Genomic DNA, 18,265 nt, shown 5'->3' with positions numbered 1-18,265 from the left:
GGCGGATCGGCAACCAGGACGACGCCGCGGCCGCCCCCGCCTTTTAGCGTCAAAACCCCACGGAATCCGACCGGACGGCGCGCCGCGCACCGCCCGGTCGCCGACCCACCGACCCATCGAAGGGATCGATGAAACCCCGTGAACACCACGAGTACCGCCGGGCGTCCGGGACGCGACGGCCCCCGGACGACCTCGGCCCGCGCCCGCTGGACGCTGCTGCTCCTGGGCACCGCGGCCCACCTGCTCGCCGTCGGCGGCCGGTGGGACATCGCCGCCGCGGCCTGGCTCTGCCCCGTACTGCTGCTCCGCTTCGCCCGCACCGGTCGCCCCTGGACCGGCGCCCTGGTGCTGTGGGCGGCCAACACCGCGGCGGCGGTCTTCTGGGTCGCCGAGTCGGCGCTGGGCCTCAACCCGGTCGTCCTGCTGGGTGTGACCGGGCTCGCCGCGCTGCTCACCCTGCCGTTCCTCCTGGACCGCTTGCTCATAGGGCGGTTGCGCCCCTGGGCGGCGCTGTTGACGTTCCCGGCCGCGACGGCCGCCGCCGAGTTCCTGATCACCGTGCTCAGCCCGTTCGGCACCGTCTACGGCTCGCTGGCGGCCACCCAGACCGGCGCGCTGCCGCTGCTGCAACTCGTCTCCGTCACCGGCTCCTACGGGATCGGCTTCCTCGTCGCCTGGTGCGCCTCGACCCTCAACCACCTCTGGGAGGCGGGCTCTTGGGCCAGCGCCCGGCGCGCGGTGTTCACCTGCGCCGCGGCGCTGCTCGCCGTCGTCCTCGCCGGCGGCGCCCGGCTCGCCCTCGCCTCGCCCACCGGGCCGACGGTCCGAATCGCCGGCGTCACCGCGGACGCGGCCCTGGTACGGACCCAGAAGGCGCAGTACGCGCGCGCCACCGGCGGGCCGGCCGGCCTGGTCGCCCACCCGCCGCCGGGCCTCCGGCCGGCCCAGCGCGCCGTGCTCGACGGCCTGTTGGCCGCCACCCGGCGGGAGGCCGCAGCCGGCGCCGAGATCGTGGTCTGGCCCGAGGAGGGCGCGCGGGTGCTGGTCGGCGACGAGCCCGCGGCCCTCGCCGCGGCCCGCGAACAGGCCCGCCGCTCGCGGATCTACCTGGAGGTCGGCCTGCGCGTCCACACCGCACGGGCACCGTCCTACGGCCGCAACGAGGCGCTCCTCATCGACCCCCGCGGCACCGTGCGCTGGACGTACCAGAAGGCCCACCCCATCCCCGGCTCGGAGACCTACACCCCCGGCGACGGCCGCGTCCCGACCGCCGCCACCCCGTACGGCCGGATTGCCAACGTCATCTGCTACGACGCCGACTTCCCCGGCCTGATGCGGGTCCCGGCCGACCTCATGCTCGTCCCGGCCCACGACTGGCCGGAGTTCGGGCGGGTGCACACCGCCAAGGCCGCGGTCCGGGCCGTCGAGTCCGGCTACGCGCTGTTCCGCCAGGACGCCGAGGGCGTCTCGGCCGCCTTCGACGACCAGGGCCGGACGCTGGCCACCACGGACTACTTCGGCACCGACCGGCAGGCCACCGTCGCCCACGTCCCGCTGCACGGCACCACCACGGTCTACGACCGGATCGGGGACACCTTCGCCTGGCTGTGCCTGGCGGCCGTCGGGGCGCTGCTGGCGGCCGGCGCACTCACCCGGCGCCGGCCGCCCGCGTCGTGACCGTCGTCAACGCCGCCTATTCTTCGGGGCGTTGGCCGACGGGGCGCCGGCCACGGCCACCTGGGCGGGGCGCAGCAGGCGGTCGCCCACCCGGAAGCCCCGGCGGAGCACCTCGGCGCAGACCGGGCGTTCGCCGGCCGCGGGGCGCGCGCCCGGTCCGGCGGGGTGGTAGGTCACCGCCTCGTGGACGTTCGGGTCGAAGGGCTCGCCCGGGGTGCCGAAGGGCGCGAGCCCCAGGGAGGCCAGCTCCGTGTCCAGGAGGTCGGCGACCCGCCGGAAGCCGCCGGTCACCTCGCCCTGCTCGGTGGCCTCGGCGATCGCGTCGAGCACCGGCAGCAGCCGTTCCACCACGTTGACCACGGCGATCTGGCCCACCGCCAGCCGGTCCCGGTGGACCCGGCGCCGGTAGTTGTCGAACTCCGCCTTGAGCCGCTGGAGATCGGCCGTGCGCTCCCGCACCTCGGCCGCCAGCCGCTCGGCGTCCGACTGTCGGGCGCCGGGGCCGGGCGGCGCGGTGTCGCGCCGGGCGGTGCGGCCGGCGTCCTGGCCCGGCCGCACCCGGTCCGACTCCGGCCGGGGCGGCGACGCCGGCCCCCGCTCCGGCCCGGTGCGCCCGACGAGCGCCAGCGGCGGGCGGGGGAGCCGACCGGCATCGGTCGGACGGTTCATCGTCCGCCTCCTTCCCGCTTGTCGTCGTCCACGATCTCCGCGTCGACGACCTCGTCTTCGCCCGTGGCCTGCTGGCCCGAGTGCCCGCCGGCACCGTCCGGGCCGGCCGCCGACTGGGCGGACTGGGCCTCGGCGTACATGGCCTGGCCCAGCTTCTGGGAGACCGTCGCGAGCCGCTCCGACGCGGTGCGGATGGCGGCCGTGTTGTCGCCGCCGGCCGACTCGCCCTTGAGCTTCTCCTTGAGCTCGCCGACGGCGGTCTCGACCTCGGTCTTGACCTCGGCGGGCACCTTGTCCTCGTTGTCCTTGAGGAACTTCTCGGTCTGGTAGACCAGTTGCTCGCCCTGGTTGCGGGTCTCGGCGGACTCCCGCTTCTGGCGGTCGTCCTCGGCGTACTGCTCGGCGTCGCGGACCATCCGGTCGATGTCGTCCTTCGGCAGCGAGGAGCCGCCGGTGACGGTCATCTTCTGCTCCTTGCCGGTGCCCAGGTCCTTGGCGGTCACGTGCATGATGCCGTTGGCGTCGATGTCGAAGGAGACCTCGATCTGCGGGACGCCGCGCGGGGCCGGCGGCAGGCCGGTGAGTTGGAACATCCCCAGCTTCTTGTTGTACGCCGCGATCTCCCGTTCGCCCTGGAACACCTGGATCTGCACGGAGGGTTGGTTGTCCTCGGCGGTGGTGAAGGTCTCCGAGCGCTTGGTGGGGATGGTGGTGTTGCGCTCGATCAGCTTGGTCATGATGCCGCCCTTGGTCTCGATGCCGAGGGACAGCGGGGTGACGTCGAGCAGCAGGACGTCCTTGACCTCGCCCTTGAGGACGCCGGCCTGGAGGCAGGCGCCGATCGCGACCACCTCGTCCGGGTTGACGCCCTTGTGCGGGTCCTTGCCGGTCAGTTGCCGGACCAGGTCCGTCACCGCCGGCATCCGGGTCGAACCGCCCACCAGGATCACGTGGTTGATGTCGGCGACCTTGATGCCCGCGTCGTCGATCGCGTTGTGGAACGGCGCCTTGCAGCGCTCCAGCAGGTCCGCGGTCAGCTGCTCGAACTGGGCGCGGGTCAGCTTCTCGTCCAGGTGCAGCGGGCCCTCGGGCGAGGCGCTCAAGTACGGCAGGTTGACCGTGGTCTCGCTGGCCGCGGACAGCTCGATCTTGGCCTTCTCGGCGGCCTCGCGCAGCCGTTGGGTGGCCATCTTGTCCTTGGCCAGGTCGATGCCGTACGCGCTGTTGAACCGCTTGGTCAGGTGGTCGACGATCCGCTGGTCCCAGTCGTCGCCGCCCAGGCGGGTGTCGCCGTTGGTGGCCTTGACCTCGACGACGCCGTCGCCGATCTCCAGCAGGGAGACGTCGAAGGTACCGCCGCCGAGGTCGAAGACCAGGATCGTCTGGTCGTTCTCCTTGTCCAGGCCGTAGGCCAGGGCGGCGGCGGTGGGCTCGTTGACGATCCGCAGCACCTTCAGCCCGGCGATCTCGCCGGCCTCCTTGGTCGCGGTGCGCTGGGCGTCGTTGAAGTAGGCGGGGACGGTGACGACGGCGTCGGTGACGTCCTCGCCGAGGTAGTTCTCGGCGTCCCGCTTGAGCTTCTGGAGCACCCGCGCCGAGATCTCCTGCGCGGTGTAGCGCTTGCCGTCGATGTCGCCGCTCTCCGGGAAGTGCCACTGCGCGTCGCCCATGTGGCGCTTGACCGAGCGGCAGGTGCGGTCGACGTTGGTCACGGCCTGGCGCTTGGCGATCTCACCGACCAGGACGTCGCCGCCCTTGGCGAAGGCGACCACCGAGGGGGTGGTCCGGGCGCCCTCGGCATTGGCGATCACCGTGGGCTCGCCGCCCTCCAACACGCTGACCACCGAGTTCGTCGTCCCGAGGTCGATACCGACTGCTCGTGCCATGGTCTTCTCCTCGTCTTGCGGCCCGATCCGGGGCGACGGCGCGGCGGAGGCTGTCCCGAGGGGCGGCGCCCGGCCGTATCCCTCGCGACCCTTCTCACCTGCCGATATCGCGGCCGAGCCGGCTACATCATCTGCATAGAACGTGCCCCGACGACTGTCAAGGTGCACCTTTTGCCGAGAATGTTCCCCATGGTGGAGCGTGGCCGCGGCCGGGCCGGCGGAAATTCGGGTGCGGCGCGGTGACGGCGGCGGCTACGGTCGTCCGCATGCCGATACACACTCACTTCCTCTGATCGCCGTCCGCGACGGGCGCGACGCACCGCTGGCCGGACGGCCCGGTGCCGGCCGCGCCTGCGCGCTCGCGTCCCGCGGCCCCGCCGGCCCACGGACGCGCGACCGTCCCGGATTTCCGTACGCGGAGCAGAGACCTCCGTACGCAGAGCAGAAGTGAGATACCCCCATGCCTGACCAGACCGCCCCGCACGCCCCGCTCGCCCCCTGGTTCCGCGCGCACGCCACGGAACTGACCACGCTCGACCCGCACGCGCCCCTCGACGACCTCCAGGCGCTCCAGGAGATCGCCGACGGCGCCCGGGTCGTCGCCGTGGGCGAGGGCGCCCACTTCGTCGAGGAGTTCTGGCTCGCCCGCCAGCGGGTGGTGCGGTTCCTCGCCGAACGGTGCGGATTCACCGTCCTCGCCCTCGAATTCGGCTTCAGCGAAGCCTTCGCCGTGGACCGCTGGGTGCAGGGAGAGGGCGACGACGAGGGCCTGGCGGAGGTGAGCCGGGCGGCCGCCGAGTGGGGCGCCGGCGGCTTCCTGCGCTGGCTGCGCGGGCACCAACGCGCCGGCGGCCACCCGCTGCGGTTCGCCGGCCTCGACCTCCCCGAGGCCGGCGGCGCGCTGCGGCCCGCTCTGGAGCCGGTCGGCGACTACCTCCGCGCGGCCGACCCCGACGCCCTGCCCCTCCTGGAGACCGCGCTGGAGATCAGCGACCGCTTCTGCGGCGGCTCCGGCATGACGGCCGCACCGGCCTGGGCCCGCCTCGCCCCCGCCGACCAGGACGCGCTGACCGCCGCCCTCGCCCGGCTCCGGCTCCGGCTGCGGGCCACCGAACCGCAGTGCGTGGCGCACGGCGGCCAGGAGCGCTACGACATCGCCCTGCGCCGGGTGGAGGCCGCCACCCACGCCGACTACCTGTTCCAGGCGATGCACGCCCTCCAGTCCGGCCGCGGCAGCGGCAGCGACCTCGCGGTCCGCGAGGTCTACCTCGCCGAGTCGGTCCGCTGGCACCTGGAGCACAGCGCCCCCGGGACCCGCATCGTCCTCCTCGCGCACAACAACCACATCCAGAAGACCGAGATCTCGTTCGGCGGCGCCTTCAGCGCGCTGCCCATGGGCGGGCACCTGGCGCGCACCCTCGGTGACGCCTACCGCACCGTGGCCCTGACCCACACCGCCGACCACGTCCCCGAGATGCTCCCGGACGCGCACAGCCCGGTCGGCTTCACCCTCGCGGACACGCCCCTGGCGCCCCCGGAGCCCGGCAGCGTCGAGGGCGCCCTCCTGGACGCCGGGCTCGGCGAGCGGACCACCCTCACCGACCTCCGCCGGTCCCCGCGCGGCGCCGACGGGACGCCGCTGCTCGACCGGATCCGCACCCAGAGCGCCAGCGTCGTCACCCGGGTCCCCGCGGCGATCGACGCGGTCCTGTCCGTCCCGACGGTGACCCGGGACCCGTCGGTCCGCTTCTGAGCCCGCGGGAGGTGCCGTCCCACCGGGGCGGCACCCGTTGAGGCGGAGACCCCCGGGACGGGCCTCCGCCTCAACGGACCGCCGCCCCGGTACACCGGACACCGGACCGGGGACACATCCCGGCATGACCCTCCACCTCGGCACCTCCGGCTGGCAGTACCGCGACTGGCGCGGCGTCCTCTACCCGCCCGAACTGCCGCAGCGACGCTGGCTGGAGGAGTACGCCCGGCACTTCGCCACGGTGGAGAGCAACGCCGCCTTCTACCGGCTACCCGAGGCCCGGACCTTCGCCGAGTGGCGGGACCGGACGCCGCCCGACTTCGTCATCGCCGTCAAGGCCAGCCGCTACCTCACCCACATCAAACGGCTCCGCGACCCAGGGGAACCGGTCCGCCGGCTGCTGTCCCGCGCCGGACACCTCGGCCCCCGGCTCGGCCCCGTCCTGCTCCAACTGCCGCCCACGCTGCCCGCGGACGCCGGACTGCTCGACACCTGCCTGGGCTGCTTCCCCGCCGGCATCCGGGTCGCCGTCGAACCGCGCCACGCCTCCTGGTGGACCGACCCGATCCGCGCCGTACTGGAGCGCCGCGGCGCCGCCCTGTGCTGGGCGGACCGCGACTCCCGGCCCGTGACGCCGCTGTGGCGCACCACCGACTGGGGCTACCTCCGCCTCCACGCGGGCCGCGCCGCCCCCTGGCCGCACTACGGCCGGCAGGCCCTGGACACCTGGGCGCACCGGATCGCCGACACCTGGCCCGAACGGGCCGACGTCTACGCCTACTTCAACAACGACCCCGGCGGCGCCGCCGTCCTCGACGCCGCCCGCTTCGCCCGCGCCGTCACCGCCGCGGGTCGGGCGGTGACCCGTACCCCGCCGGAGTGCTAGGTGTTCTGTCCCGGGAGGTTGTGGACGGGTGATGCAGGTCTCGGTTGCGGGATCTTGAACGGGTGAGGGCCTTCCGGGTTCGGTGTGGATTGCGACGTCTACACCGACCGAAAGGCCCTCGTGCCCCACCGTAATGCACCCCTGACCGAGACCGGCCGGCTGCGTCTGGCCCGCTGCGTCGTCGAGGACGGCTGGACCCTACGGCGGGCCGCCGAACGCTTCCAGGTCTCCCCGACCACGGCCCAACGATGGGCCGGCCGCTACCGAGTCCTGGGCGAGGCCGGCATGACCGACCGCTCCTCCCGCCCCCACCACAGCCCACGCCGGACACCGACCCGCACCGAACGCCGGATCATCAAGCTCCGCATCCTGCGCCGCTGGGGGCCAGCCCGCATCGCCGGCCTGCTCGGCCTGGTCCCCTCAACGGTGCATCGAGTGCTGACCCGCTACCAGCTGGCCCGGCTCACGCACCTGGACCGCGCGACCAGCCGAGCCATACGCCGCTACGAACGCGAACGGCCCGGCGAGCTGGTGCACGTGGACATCAAGAAACTCGGCAACATCCCCGACGGCGGCGGACACAAGGTGCTGGGCCGCCACGCCGGCCGCAAAACCCGTTCCGGCACCGGCTACAGCTACATCCACACCGCCGTCGACGACCACTCCCGCCTCGCCTACAGCGAGATCCTGACCGACGAGAAGAAGGAGACCGCGACCGCCTTCTGGACCCGGGCCCAGGAGTTCTTCACCTCGTGCGGGATCACTGTCGAGCGGGTCCTGACCGACAACGGCTCCTGCTACAAGTCCCACCTGTGGCGCGATGCCTTGGCCGCCGCAGGCATCGCCCACAAGCGCACCCGACCCTACCGGCCCCAGACCAACGGCAAAGTCGAGCGCCTGAACCGCACCCTGCTCGACGAATGGGCCTACGCCAAGCCCTACCGCACCGAGCAGGAACGACGCGACGCCTACCCCGCCTGGCTGCACACCTACAATCACCACCGCGGACACACCGCGCTGAAAGGTCAGCCACCCGCCAGCCGCGTCCCCAACCTCACGGGTCAATACAGCTAGGGCGCTCACCAGCGGGCAGGGATACCCCGCCGACACCTGCCGCACCCCGCGGGCGCTCCGCCACCTGGCCGCCCGCGCCGAACGAGAGGACCGGATGACCGCACAACCACCGCTCCGCCTGGGCGTGTTCACCCGTCTCGTGGACGACGCGCCGCCGACCGCGCTCTATGCGCAGGCGCTGGAGCTGCTCACCGCGGCGGAGGAACGGGGCTTCGCCAGCGGCTGGGTCGCCCAGCACCACGCCCGCCAGGACGGCGGACTGCCCTCGCCGCTGGTCTTCCTCGCCGCCGCGGCGGCCCGTACCCGACTGCTCCGGCTCGGCACCGGCATCATCACCCTGCCGCTGGAGGACCCGCTGCGGCTCGCCGAGGACGCCGCGGTGCTCGACACGCTCAGCGGCGGACGCCTGGAACTCGGCCTCGGCACCGGGGGCGGCGCGCTCGTCTCCGGCCTCTTCGGCCGCTCCCCGGCGGACCGCCGGGCCGCCTACGCCGACGGTCTGCGGGTGGTGCGCGACGCCCTGGCCGGCGCGGAGTTGGCGCCCGGCGGGCCCGCGTTGTTCCCGCCGGCGCCCGGGCTGGCCGACCGGCTGTGGGAGGCCACGTTCGGCGTGCCCGGCGCGGTGCGGGCGGCGGAGCACGGCAGCGGGCTGCTGCTGGCCCGCACCTCGGTCAGCCCCGTCCCGGGTGGCCGCTCGGCGCCGCCCGGCACTCCGCTCGATGAGGCCCAACTCCCGCTCGTAGAGGCATACTTGGCGCACTGGAAGCATCCGGACTCCGCCCCGCGGATCGGGCTGTCCCGCTCCGTCTACGTCGCGCCCACCCGCGCCGGGGCGTGGGCCGACGCCGAGGCCGGATTCGCCCGCCTCGCCGCGCGGACCGGCCCGGAAGCCGCCCGCGGCGCCCGCAACGACAGTTGCGTCGGCACTCCGGACGAGGTCCTCGCCGCGCTGCGCGCCGACCGCCTGCTGCCCCTCGCCACCGACCTGATCATCCAGGTGCACCCGGTCGACCCCGGCCCGGGCCGGACCCTGCGCTCGCTCCACCTCTTCGCGTCCGAGGTCGCCCCCGGGCTCCGCTGAACCACCGCGCGCCCGCGCCTCACCGCAGGCGAACCGCCGCGCGGGTGTTCAGCCGATGGCCAGCTCGCCCATCGCGCTCCAGCCCTCGGCGCCCGGGATCGTGGTGCTCACGATGTCGGGAGTGCGGCGCAGCAGCGGACGCATCGCCTCCAGGCCGGCGCGGAAGTGGTCGGAGTTGACGTGCGCCTCGCCGGCGTCGTCCTGGAACGCCTCGACCAGCACGAAGGTGTTCGGGTCCTCGATGCTGCGCGACCACTCGAACCACAGGTTGCCGGGCTCCTCCCGGGTGGCGCGGGTGAACGCGGCGACCTTCTCGGGCCACTCCTCGACGTGCTCGGGCTTCACGGGAAACTTCACAACGATAAAGATCATCCGGGTACCCTAAACCATTTGCCGTATCCCACGCATATCGCCTCGCACTGGCCCCCAAGTGGCCGCCGGTAGCGGTGCATTACCCGTCGGTAATTTGGCTGATCATGATCTCGTCCGGGGGCGTCGGGCGGCCCTACGCTCCCGATCACCGCACCCTACGGACGCCATTGTGGCGCCGTGGTCAGACCCCCCTGGAGCACCGATGGCGCGACCCCGCCGTACCGCAGGCAACCCCCTCGGCCGACGACGACGCACGGCAACGTCCCTGTGCGCGGCGGCAGTTGCCCTCGCCCTGGCCGTCGGCGTGCCCGCCGGTCCCGCGGCGGCGACCGGCGGGGAACGGCCCGCGTCCGCCACCGCCGGCGCGTCCGCCGCCCCGGCCTTCCGCCTGGTCGACATCCCGATGAAGGACGGCACCGTCCTCAAGGCCGATGTCTTCACCCCCGCGCCCGGCACCCCCGGCGCCGACCGCAACGGCCACTACCCGCTGGTCGTCCAGCCGGCCAGTTGGGGGCAGAACGACCTGGAGTACGTGGCCCAGGGCAGGGCGTTGGCCGCCGACGGCTACGTCGCCGTGACGTACACCGTGCGCGGCTTCTGGGCCTCCGGCGGGAAGATCGACGTCGCGGGCCCCAAGGACGTGGGCGACATCTCCTCGGTGATCGACTGGTCCCTCGCCCACACCCCGTCCGACCGCGGCCGCATCGGCATGGTCGGCCTCTCGCTGGGCGGCGGCCTGACGCTGATGGGCGCGGCCTTTGACCCGCGGGTCAAGGCGGTCGCCTCGCTCAGCGGTTGGGCGGACCTGACCGACGCGCTCTACAGCGGCCGCACCCGGCACCTCCAGGCCGCCGGCCTGCTCGCCGCCATCCAGATCCCCACCGGCCGCCGCGGCCCCGAGTTCTCCCGGACGCTGTCCGACCTCTTCGCCGACCGCGACATGCCCCGCGTCGTCCAGTGGGCGCACACCCGCTCCCCGGCCACCTACGTGGACCGCATCAACGCCCACGGCACCGCGGTCTTCCTCGCCAACGCCTGGGGCGACAGCATCTTCAACCCCGGCCAGATGACCGCCTTCTACCAGCGGCTGACCGTGCCCAAGCGGCTCGAACTGCGCCCCGGTGACCACGCCACGCAGGAGTTGACCAGCCTGCTCGGCCTGCCCAACGCCACCTGGACCAGCGCCCGCCACTGGCTCGACCGCCACCTCAAGGGCGCCGCCCCGACCCCCGCCACGCGCGAAGGGGTGCAGCTCCAGGTCCGACCGACCGGCGTCCAGGAGGACTACCCCAACTGGCAGTCCGTCAACTCCCGTACGGAACACCTGTCGTTGGGCCGACCCGACTCCCACGGGACCGGCACGCTCGCCACCGGCGCCGCCCCGACCGGCTGGACGCGGCAGGTGGCCGGCGGCACCGACTCGGGCGCCGACGGCGGCATCGCCGAGCTCTCCGGCGCCCTCGACCAGGTCGTCGGCCTGCCGCCCACCGTCGCCGTCCCGCTGCTGTCCCGCCGCTCCGCCGCGGTCTGGCAGTCTTCGCCCTACGCGACGACCCAACACCTGCGCGGCGCCGCCCACTTGCGCACCACCGTCACCGCCTCCGCCCCCCAGGGCACCGCCTTCGCCTACCTCTACGACGTCAACGCGCTCGGCATCGGCAAGCTGATCTCCCACGCCCCCCAGAGCTGGACCGACACCCGGCCCGGCCGCCCCGTCCCCCTCGACGTCAGCCTCTTCCCCACCGCCTACGACATCCCCGCCGGCCACCACCTGGCCCTGGTCCTGGACACCGCGGACCCGCTCTACGGGGGGCGCACCCCGCGCGGCAGCACTGTGGCCTTCGGCTCCCCGGCGAACGCCCCGGCCGAGCTGACGGTGCCGCTGCGGTGAGCACCGCCGCCCGCGCCGTGGTCAGGAGCCGGCGACCAGCGGCGTGCCCCAGTGGGGGAAGCCCGCGGTGTGCCACGACCCGCCGTCCCGGGTGACCGCCAACGCCTCGTGACCGGGCAGGGATTCCAACCAGTCGGCTGCCTTCGCGTCCATCGCGAAGGCAGCCGTGGCGTAGGCGTCGGTCGTGGTCAGCCGGCGGCCGACGACGGTCACGGCGGCGGGCCCGCGGGCCGGAGCCCGGGTGTGCGGGTCCAGGATGTGCGGGCCGCGCTCGGCGGTGCCGGAGGTGGCCACGGCCAGGTCGTAGCCGGTGACGACCGCGCACAGGGCGTCCGCGCGCAACGGATGGGCGAGGCCGATCCGCCAGGGCATCCCGGGCGCCGAGCCGCCGAAGCACTGCAGGTCGCCGCCTCCGTTGACGCACACGTGCCGCGCGCCCGCGGCCCGGAGCCGTTCCGCGGCCCGCTCCACCGCCCACCCCTTGACCAGGCCCGACGGGTCGAGGGTGCCGCCGGCGACCGGGCTGAACCAGCCGCCCGTGGCGCGCCGGGCCGCCTCGCACCGGGCGAGGACCTCGCGCACCTCCGCCGAGCAGTCCTCGGGCCGCGCGGCGCCGCGGGCCAGGCGGCTCACCACGCTGTCCGGGCGGTAGGGGGAGAAGACCCGGTCGACGTGGTGCAGCCAGGCCACCGCGTCCTCCAACGCGGCCGCCACGCCCGGCAATACGGGAGCGCGGACGTCGAAGGAGAACACCGTCCCCATCACGTGCTCGACGTGCCGCAGCCCGGTGTCCCGCTGCTCCGGCGCCCGTCCGGGCCGGGCGCGGTCAGGCACCGGCCCGGTCCAACGCGCTCTGGAGCGACCGGACATAGCCCGCGCTGGTGTAGCTGGCACCGGACACCGCGTCGATCGCGGCCCCGTGGACGCTCAGCGCCTCCTGGGTCAGACGGGGCACCGCGTAGGCGGCGATCTCCTGGTCACGCCCGCTTTCGGAGGGCACCTGGAGCACCTTCACGGCCGTCAGCCGGCCGCCCTTGACCGTGGCGGCGACCTGCACGGTCCCGTAGCGGGTGGGGACCGGTGCGCCGGTGTAGGTGCCGTCGGTGGGCCGGCCACCGGGGTGCCGGGTACCGGCCGGCGACGGGGCCGCGGCGACCGCCGGCAGGCCGGGCGGCTGGTGCGGTTTGAGCGACAGCAGCAGGACGACCAGCGCACCGGTGGACGCGGTGGTGAGGATGGCTCGGCGCACGCGGGGCTCCTTGCGGACGGGGATCGGGACGGGACGCACGGAGGCGTCAGAAGTCGAAGGACTCGTGGTGGATGCGGCGCCGCGGCACGCCGGCGGCCCGCAGGGCGCGGCGCGCGGCCTCGGTCATGCCGGGCGGCCCGCAGACGTAGACGTCGTGCGCCGTCAGGTCCGGCACCAGCCGACCGAGGGCGCGGGCCGTCAACGGCCAGGAGGCGCCGGCGGGTTGACTGACGGAGTAGTGCACCACCGCGCCGCGGGCGGCGGCGATCGCGTCGAGCTCCCCGCGCAGCGCGAGGTCCTCGGGGCGGCGGGCCCGATAGAGCAGGGTGACCTCGCCGGGGAGGGTCTCGAAGAGCGCGCGCAGCGGGGTGATGCCGACGCCGCCCGCCAGCAGCAGCACCTTCGGGGCGCTGCGCCGGGCCGCGGTGAACGCCCCGTAGGGACCCTCCGCCCAGACCCGGGTACCGGGCCGGAGCCGAGCCAGCGCCGCGCTGTGGCCGCCGGCCGCCTTCACCGTGATCCGCAGCCGGTCGGGGTGCGGGGGCGCCGACAGGGAGTAGGGCGTGGCGGTCCACCACAGCCCGGGTGCCAGGAACCGCCAGCGGAAGAACTGGCCGGGCTCGGCCCCCAGGTCCAACAGGCGCCGCCCCGTGACGTGCACCGAGAACACCCCCGGCGCCTCCGGACGGACCTGCGCCACCCGGAGCCGGTGGCGTAGCGCCCGCCGCAGCGGGAGCAGGAAGCGGTACCACGCCACCAGGGCCGCCACCGTGAGGTACAGCGCGTACCAGGCCAACTGCGCGGCCCGATTGCCCACGAAGTCCGCGCCGTTGGAGAGCTGGTGCCCGAAGGTGAGGAACAGCGCCGCGTAGGTGAGGCAGTGCAGGTAGTGCCAGGTTTCGTAGCTCAGCCGGCGGCGGGCGGCGCGCGCGGAGAGCACACCGGTGCCGACCAGCAGCAGGAACCCGGCGGTGGCCTTGAGCATGTCCGGGTAGTGCAGCACCAGGGTGGCGGTCTCCTGGACCACCGGGCTGTGCACGGTGAGCGAGGACCCCCAGACGATCAGCAGGGTGTGGGCCAGCGCCAGGCCGACGGCGTACCGCCCGCCCCTCGCGTGCCAACGGGCCAGCCGGTCGGTACCGACGGTGTGGTCCAGCAGCGGCACCCGCGCCATCAGCGCGACCAGCACCGCGCAGACGTATCCGGCCAGCAGTCCGGTGATCCGGCCGGCGCCGGTCACCCAGCCCGCCGGCCCGGTCACCGACGCGGTGTCCGCCCACCACAGGCCCAGGACGCCGGCCGCGCCCGCCCAGACGGCGAGCTGCGCCAGCACCGGGGCCACGACGGCCGGCGGGCGCCCGGACCGGCGCTTCGGGACGTCGGTGCGGGGAGGGGCGAGGACACTCATGGGGCTCCGTTTCCGAGGGGCCGCCAGCGTGCCAGCGGAACTTCTGAGGAACCTCTGAGCGGCGGCCCGGCCCCCGGATTCACAGGAAACTCAGAGGCCCCCGGGCACCAGGTGCACAGTGGAGCGGGGGATGCTGGACGCACGATGACGAACCACCGCACCACCCCCGCCCGCCTCAACACCGCCGACGGCACGCCGGTCCGGGTCCTGGTGATCGACGACGAACCGGACCTGACCGAGGTCCTCGCCGGCGCCCTGGCGGACGAGGGCTGGGAGGTCCGTACCGCACCCGACGGCGGCACCGCGCTCGCCACCGCCCGGTCCTTCCGCCCGCACGCCGTCGTCCTCGACTGGATGCTGCCGGACACCGACGGCCTCCAACTCCTGCACCTGCTGCGCCGGGAAGTGGAGACCGTCTGCGTGCTCTTCCTGACCGCCCGGGACTCCGTAGAGGACCGGATCGCCGGCATCACCGCAGGCGGCGACGACTACGTCACCAAGCCGTTCAGCCTGGAAGAGGTCATCGCCCGGCTGCGCGGACTGCTGCGCCGGGCCGGCATGGCCCGGGAGCCGGCCGGGGACCGGCTGGTCGTCGGGGACCTCGTCATGGACGAGGAGGCCCGGGAGGTGTTCCGCGGCGCCGACCTCGTCGAGCTGTCCCGCACCGAGTTCGAACTGCTCCGCTTCCTGATGCGCAACCCGCGGCGGGTGCTCTCCAAGGCCCAGATCCTCGACCGGGTCTGGTCCTACGACTTCGGCGGCCGGGCCCATGTCGTCGAGCTCTACATCAGCTACCTGCGGAAGAAGGTCGACGCCGGCCGACCACCCATGATCCACACCGTGCGCGGCGTCGGCTACGTCCTCAAGCCCGACCCCGCATGAGGTCGCCGCTCCCGCGCAGCCTGCGCGGCCAGCTCACCGCCGGGCTCGTCGCGCTCCTCGCGCTCGCCTGCGCGGCCGTCGGCGTCACCACCGTGCTCGCCCTCCGGGGGTTCCTCGTGGGGCGCCTGGACCAGCAACTGTCCGCCTCCGCCGGCCGGTTCGCCGCCAGCCTGGAGCACGAGGCGAAGCCCGACGCCGACAACCAGCCCGACACCCGCGGCCAGGCGAACGGCACCTTCGGGGCGCGGCTGCTGCGCGGCGCCCCCACGCAGGCCGCCGTCGTGCGGCAGACCAACGACGCCCGGGTGCCGCTCACCGCCCACGACCTCGGCGCACTGGCCGCACTGCCGACCGACGGCACCGGGCGCACCGTCCACCTCTCCGCGGTCGGCGCCTACCGGCTCAACGCGGTGTCCGGGGACGACGGCGACATCCTGGTCACCGGGCTGCCGATGCACCCGGTGGAGGAGACCGTGCACCGGCTGGAAGCGGTGGAGGCGGCCGTCTTCGGCGGGGCACTCCTGGCCACGGGCGTCGTCGGGGCGCTGTGGGTGCGACTGTCCCTGCGCCCCCTGCGGCGGGTGACCGCCACCGCGGCCGGAGTGGCGGAACTGCCGCTCGCCAGTGGGGAGGTGGCCATGCCGGCGCCGGTGCCGGTGGTCGACCCGCGGACCGAGGTCGGCCGGGTCGGCACCGCCCTGAACCGGATGCTCGGCCACGTCGGCAACGCCCTGGAACGCCGCCAGGCCAGCGAGGAGCGGCTGCGCCAGTTCGCCGCCGACGCCAGCCACGAACTGCGCACCCCGGTGGCCAACGTCCGCGGCCACGCCGAACTCGCCCTCCGCCACCGCGGCCCGGTGCCCGGCGAGGTCCGGCACGCGCTGGAGCGCATCAACGCGGAATCGGAACGGATGAGCCGCCTCGTCGACGACCTGCTGTTGCTCGCCCGGCTCGACGCCGGCCGCGCCCTGGAGCAGACGCCCGTCGACCTGACCCGCCTGGTCCTGGTCGCGACGGACGACGCCCGGGCGGCCGGCCCCGACCACCGCTGGCTGCTGGACCTGCCCGAGACGGCGGTGACGGTCATCGGCGACGAGCACCGGCTGCACCAGGTCCTCGGCAACCTCCTGGCCAACGCCCGGACCCACACCCCCGCCGGAACCGCCGTCACGGTACGGCTGAGGGCCGCCTCCGGGACCGTACGACTGACCGTCGCGGACGACGGCCCGGGGGTCCCGGACGAGCTCCGGCCCGAGGTCTTCGGCCGGTTCGTCCGCGCCGACCACGGCCGCTCCCGCGCCGCCGGCGGCACCGGACTGGGCCTGGCCATCGTGCACGCGGTGGTCACCGCGCACCGCGGCACGGTCGCCCTGGCCAGCCGACCCGGGCGGACGGCGTTCACGGTCACCCTGCCAAAGAGCGCTCCGGCCGACGGGCCGCAGGGGGCTCCGGCCGAGGGATGACGGCCCCCGTAGACCCGGGGCATGCGGCCCCCACCTGGTGACCTTCGGCCCACTGGCCATGCCGGGCGCGGGCGCGCAGGCTCGATAGCGCGGGGCCGGTGCCCCGGCCCGCGGGGCGAGGGCGTCGCCCACCGTTCGTGTCGAGGGACAGCCATGGAGCCGGAGATCATCACCGTCGGGCTCGACGGCTCGGCGGAGAGCCTGGCCGCGGCGCGGTGGGCCGCCGACGAGGCCCACCGACGGGGAGCCGTGCTGCGGCTGTTGCACGCCTGGATCCTGCTGGCCGCCCAGGCGCCGGACACCGCCCCCGAGCGGGACCAGAACGTCTACGCCCGCCAGGTCGTCCGCGCCGCCACGGACGCGGTCCGGGCCCGCCACCCGCACCTGCGGATCATCGAGGACCTCGTCGGGGACGAGCCGGAGCCGGCGCTGCTGCGGGCCGCCGAGGAGTCCCGACTGCTGGTCCTGGGCTCCCGGGCCCTGTCGGCCTGGAAGAGCTTCGTCCTCGGTGACATCAGCCTGAGCGTGGTGGCGCGGGCCGCGGGCCCGGTCGTCCTCGTCCGGGCCGATGCGCCGGGGACGCCGGCGGAGACGGCGGTCTCCGGGCCGCGGGTCGTGGTCGGGGTCAGCCTCAGCGGGCCGGCCCCGCGGCTACTGGCGTTCGCCTTCGACGCGGCGGCCGGCCGCGGGGTCCTGCTCCAGGTGGTGCACGGCCGCCCGTTCCCGGTGCGGGTCTACACCCCCTGGGGCGTCGACCCGGACGCCGCGGCCGAGGTGACCACGGCCGCGGAGAACGAGCTGCGGGTGGCGCTCGACCCCTGGCGGGCGCGGTTCCCCGACGTGCCGGTGCAGCCGACCCTGCTGTCGGACAGCCCGGCCAGGGCCGTCGTCGAGGCCGCGGACGGGGCCGGGCTCCTGGTGGTCGGCCGCCGGCGGCATGGGCGACGGCTCGCACCCCGCATCGGCCCCGTCGTCCATGCCGCCGTCCACCACGTGACCTGCCCCGTCGCCGTCGTCCCGGACGACTAGCCGGGCCGCCGCCGCGGCACCGCTGCGTCGTCGCACCCGGATCCCGTGCGCCGTTCGGCGGCCCGACGCGGGATCATGAAGATGAGGACTCCGGTCGAAACCGGCCGGGGCCGACCGAACCAGGCACATCCGGAGGTAGTGGCCCACCATGAGGCACCGCAGAGTGGCCGACCTGATGACCCCCAACGCCGTCACCGTCCAGCGCGGCACCCTCTTCCGGGAGATCGCGCGGCTGCTCGACGAGTACGACATCACCGCCGTACCGGTCGTCGACGACGACGGGCGACCGGTGGGCGTGGTCTCCGAAGCCGACCTGCTGCGCCGGCAGCTCTCCAAGGCCGGCGCCGCCACCGCCGAGGCGATCATGACCAGCCCGGCCGTGGTGGCGCGGCCGGAGTGGAGCGTGGTCGAGGCGGCCCGGACGATGGAGCAGCGCAAGGTCAAGCGGCTCCCCGTCGTCGACGACGCCGAGCGGCTCATCGGCGTGATCAGCCGCAGCGACCTCGTCCAGCTCTTCCTGCGCCGGGACCGGGCGATCCAGGAGGAGATCCTGGAGGAGGTGCTGACCCGCACGCTCGGCGTCTCACCGTCCGCGGTCACCGTCGACGTCGCCGACGGCACCGTGACCCTCACCGGCACCCTGGAGCGCAAGAGCCTGCTCCCGATCGCGGTCCGGCTCTGCGAGAACGTGGACGGCGTCATCGAGGTGGTCGACCGGCTCACGTACGCGCGCGACGACGCCACCGGGTACGGCGGCGTGCCCGACGCCACCCCCGCCCGCCCCGGACAGCCGGCCCCCGAACCGAGCTGATCGGCGGCCCCCGAGCGCGGTGCCCCGTACGGCCCACCGGGGCGGACAGCGGCCGGACGCCGGAGGTGTACTTGACCCACAGCGACCCGTACGGACAGCAAGGCCGGCCGCCGGCCGCCGCCGGCGGCCCGTAA

The 18,265-nt window shown here is 74.6% G+C and carries 16 protein-coding genes; 10 read left to right on the top strand and 6 right to left on the bottom strand.

The window, feature by feature from the left end; all coding sequences use genetic code 11:
• The first annotated feature begins 138 nt into the window (after positions 1–138).
• Complete coding sequence (locus PV796_RS04890) at positions 139–1,677, top strand: nitrilase-related carbon-nitrogen hydrolase (RefSeq protein WP_274911665.1); 1,539 nt, start codon at positions 139–141, stop codon at positions 1,675–1,677.
• Between the two features lie 6 nt (positions 1,678–1,683).
• Here the strand turns inward: PV796_RS04890 and grpE are convergent, their stop codons facing one another.
• Both grpE and dnaK read right to left on the bottom strand, forming a co-directional pair.
• Positions 1,684–2,346 carry a nucleotide exchange factor GrpE gene (gene grpE, locus PV796_RS04885; RefSeq protein WP_274911664.1) on the bottom strand — a complete coding sequence of 221 codons (663 nt, stop codon included), beginning with the start codon at positions 2,344–2,346 and terminating at the stop codon, positions 1,684–1,686.
• Entirely contained in the window at positions 2,343–4,232 is a 1,890-nt protein-coding gene (gene dnaK / locus PV796_RS04880) for a molecular chaperone DnaK (RefSeq protein WP_274911663.1), read from the bottom strand. Before dnaK ends, grpE begins: the two co-directional genes overlap by 4 nt.
• Positions 4,233–4,692: 460 nt before the next feature.
• Between dnaK and PV796_RS04875 the strand changes: the two genes are divergently transcribed.
• From PV796_RS04875 to PV796_RS04860, 4 genes are all read left to right on the top strand, one after another.
• Entirely contained in the window at positions 4,693–5,985 is a 1,293-nt protein-coding gene (locus PV796_RS04875) for an erythromycin esterase family protein (RefSeq protein WP_274911662.1), read from the top strand.
• Positions 5,986–6,109: 124 nt separating this feature from the next.
• Complete coding sequence (locus PV796_RS04870; RefSeq protein ID WP_274911661.1) at positions 6,110–6,871, top strand: DUF72 domain-containing protein; 762 nt, start codon at positions 6,110–6,112, stop codon at positions 6,869–6,871.
• Between the two features lie 120 nt (positions 6,872–6,991).
• The gene (locus PV796_RS04865) at positions 6,992–7,945 is read left to right on the top strand and encodes an IS481 family transposase (RefSeq protein ID WP_274911660.1); all 954 of its coding nucleotides are present in this window, start codon (positions 6,992–6,994) and stop codon (positions 7,943–7,945) included.
• A 94-nt stretch (positions 7,946–8,039) separates the two neighbouring features.
• A complete protein-coding gene (locus PV796_RS04860) occupies positions 8,040–9,026 on the top strand; it encodes an LLM class flavin-dependent oxidoreductase (RefSeq protein ID WP_274911659.1) in 987 nt (328 codons plus the stop codon).
• Positions 9,027–9,074: 48 nt separating this feature from the next.
• On the opposite strand, the gene PV796_RS04855 is transcribed toward PV796_RS04860, so the two are convergent.
• Positions 9,075–9,398, bottom strand: coding sequence for a putative quinol monooxygenase (locus PV796_RS04855; protein WP_274911658.1), 324 nt, complete (start codon positions 9,396–9,398; stop codon positions 9,075–9,077).
• 202 nt (positions 9,399–9,600) lie between these two features.
• Here PV796_RS04855 and PV796_RS04850 point away from each other — a divergent pair, with 202 nt between their 5' ends.
• Positions 9,601–11,289 carry a CocE/NonD family hydrolase gene (locus tag PV796_RS04850; RefSeq protein WP_274911657.1) on the top strand — a complete coding sequence of 563 codons (1,689 nt, stop codon included), beginning with the start codon at positions 9,601–9,603 and terminating at the stop codon, positions 11,287–11,289.
• Between the two features lie 21 nt (positions 11,290–11,310).
• Here the strand turns inward: PV796_RS04850 and PV796_RS04845 are convergent, their stop codons facing one another.
• The 3 genes from PV796_RS04845 to PV796_RS04835 form a co-directional block, all read right to left on the bottom strand.
• Positions 11,311–12,051 (bottom strand): FAD:protein FMN transferase, encoded by a 741-nt coding sequence (locus PV796_RS04845; RefSeq protein WP_274918863.1) that lies wholly within the window; start codon positions 12,049–12,051, stop codon positions 11,311–11,313.
• 64 nt (positions 12,052–12,115) lie between these two features.
• Positions 12,116–12,538: an FMN-binding protein gene (locus PV796_RS04840; protein ID WP_274911656.1), complete on the bottom strand. Its 423-nt coding sequence runs from the start codon at positions 12,536–12,538 to the stop codon at positions 12,116–12,118.
• 46 nt (positions 12,539–12,584) lie between these two features.
• Positions 12,585–13,946, bottom strand: coding sequence for a ferredoxin reductase family protein (locus tag PV796_RS04835; protein WP_274911655.1), 1,362 nt, complete (start codon positions 13,944–13,946; stop codon positions 12,585–12,587).
• Between the two features lie 144 nt (positions 13,947–14,090).
• Between PV796_RS04835 and PV796_RS04830 the strand changes: the two genes are divergently transcribed.
• From PV796_RS04830 to PV796_RS04815, 4 genes are all read left to right on the top strand, one after another.
• Positions 14,091–14,828, top strand: coding sequence for a response regulator transcription factor (locus PV796_RS04830; RefSeq protein ID WP_274911654.1), 738 nt, complete (start codon positions 14,091–14,093; stop codon positions 14,826–14,828).
• Complete coding sequence (locus PV796_RS04825) at positions 14,825–16,291, top strand: sensor histidine kinase (protein WP_274911653.1); 1,467 nt, start codon at positions 14,825–14,827, stop codon at positions 16,289–16,291. Before PV796_RS04830 ends, PV796_RS04825 begins: the two co-directional genes overlap by 4 nt.
• A 153-nt stretch (positions 16,292–16,444) precedes the next feature.
• Positions 16,445–17,320: a universal stress protein gene (locus tag PV796_RS04820; protein ID WP_274911652.1), complete on the top strand. Its 876-nt coding sequence runs from the start codon at positions 16,445–16,447 to the stop codon at positions 17,318–17,320.
• Between the two features lie 148 nt (positions 17,321–17,468).
• Positions 17,469–18,131, top strand: coding sequence for a CBS domain-containing protein (locus PV796_RS04815; RefSeq protein WP_274911651.1), 663 nt, complete (start codon positions 17,469–17,471; stop codon positions 18,129–18,131).
• Positions 18,132–18,265: the final 134 nt, after the last annotated feature.

The organism is Streptomyces sp. WZ-12, assembly GCF_028898845.1.
GTDB lineage: Bacteria > Actinomycetota > Actinomycetes > Streptomycetales > Streptomycetaceae > Streptomyces.
This window is presented reverse-complemented; position numbering and strand designations above follow the sequence as displayed.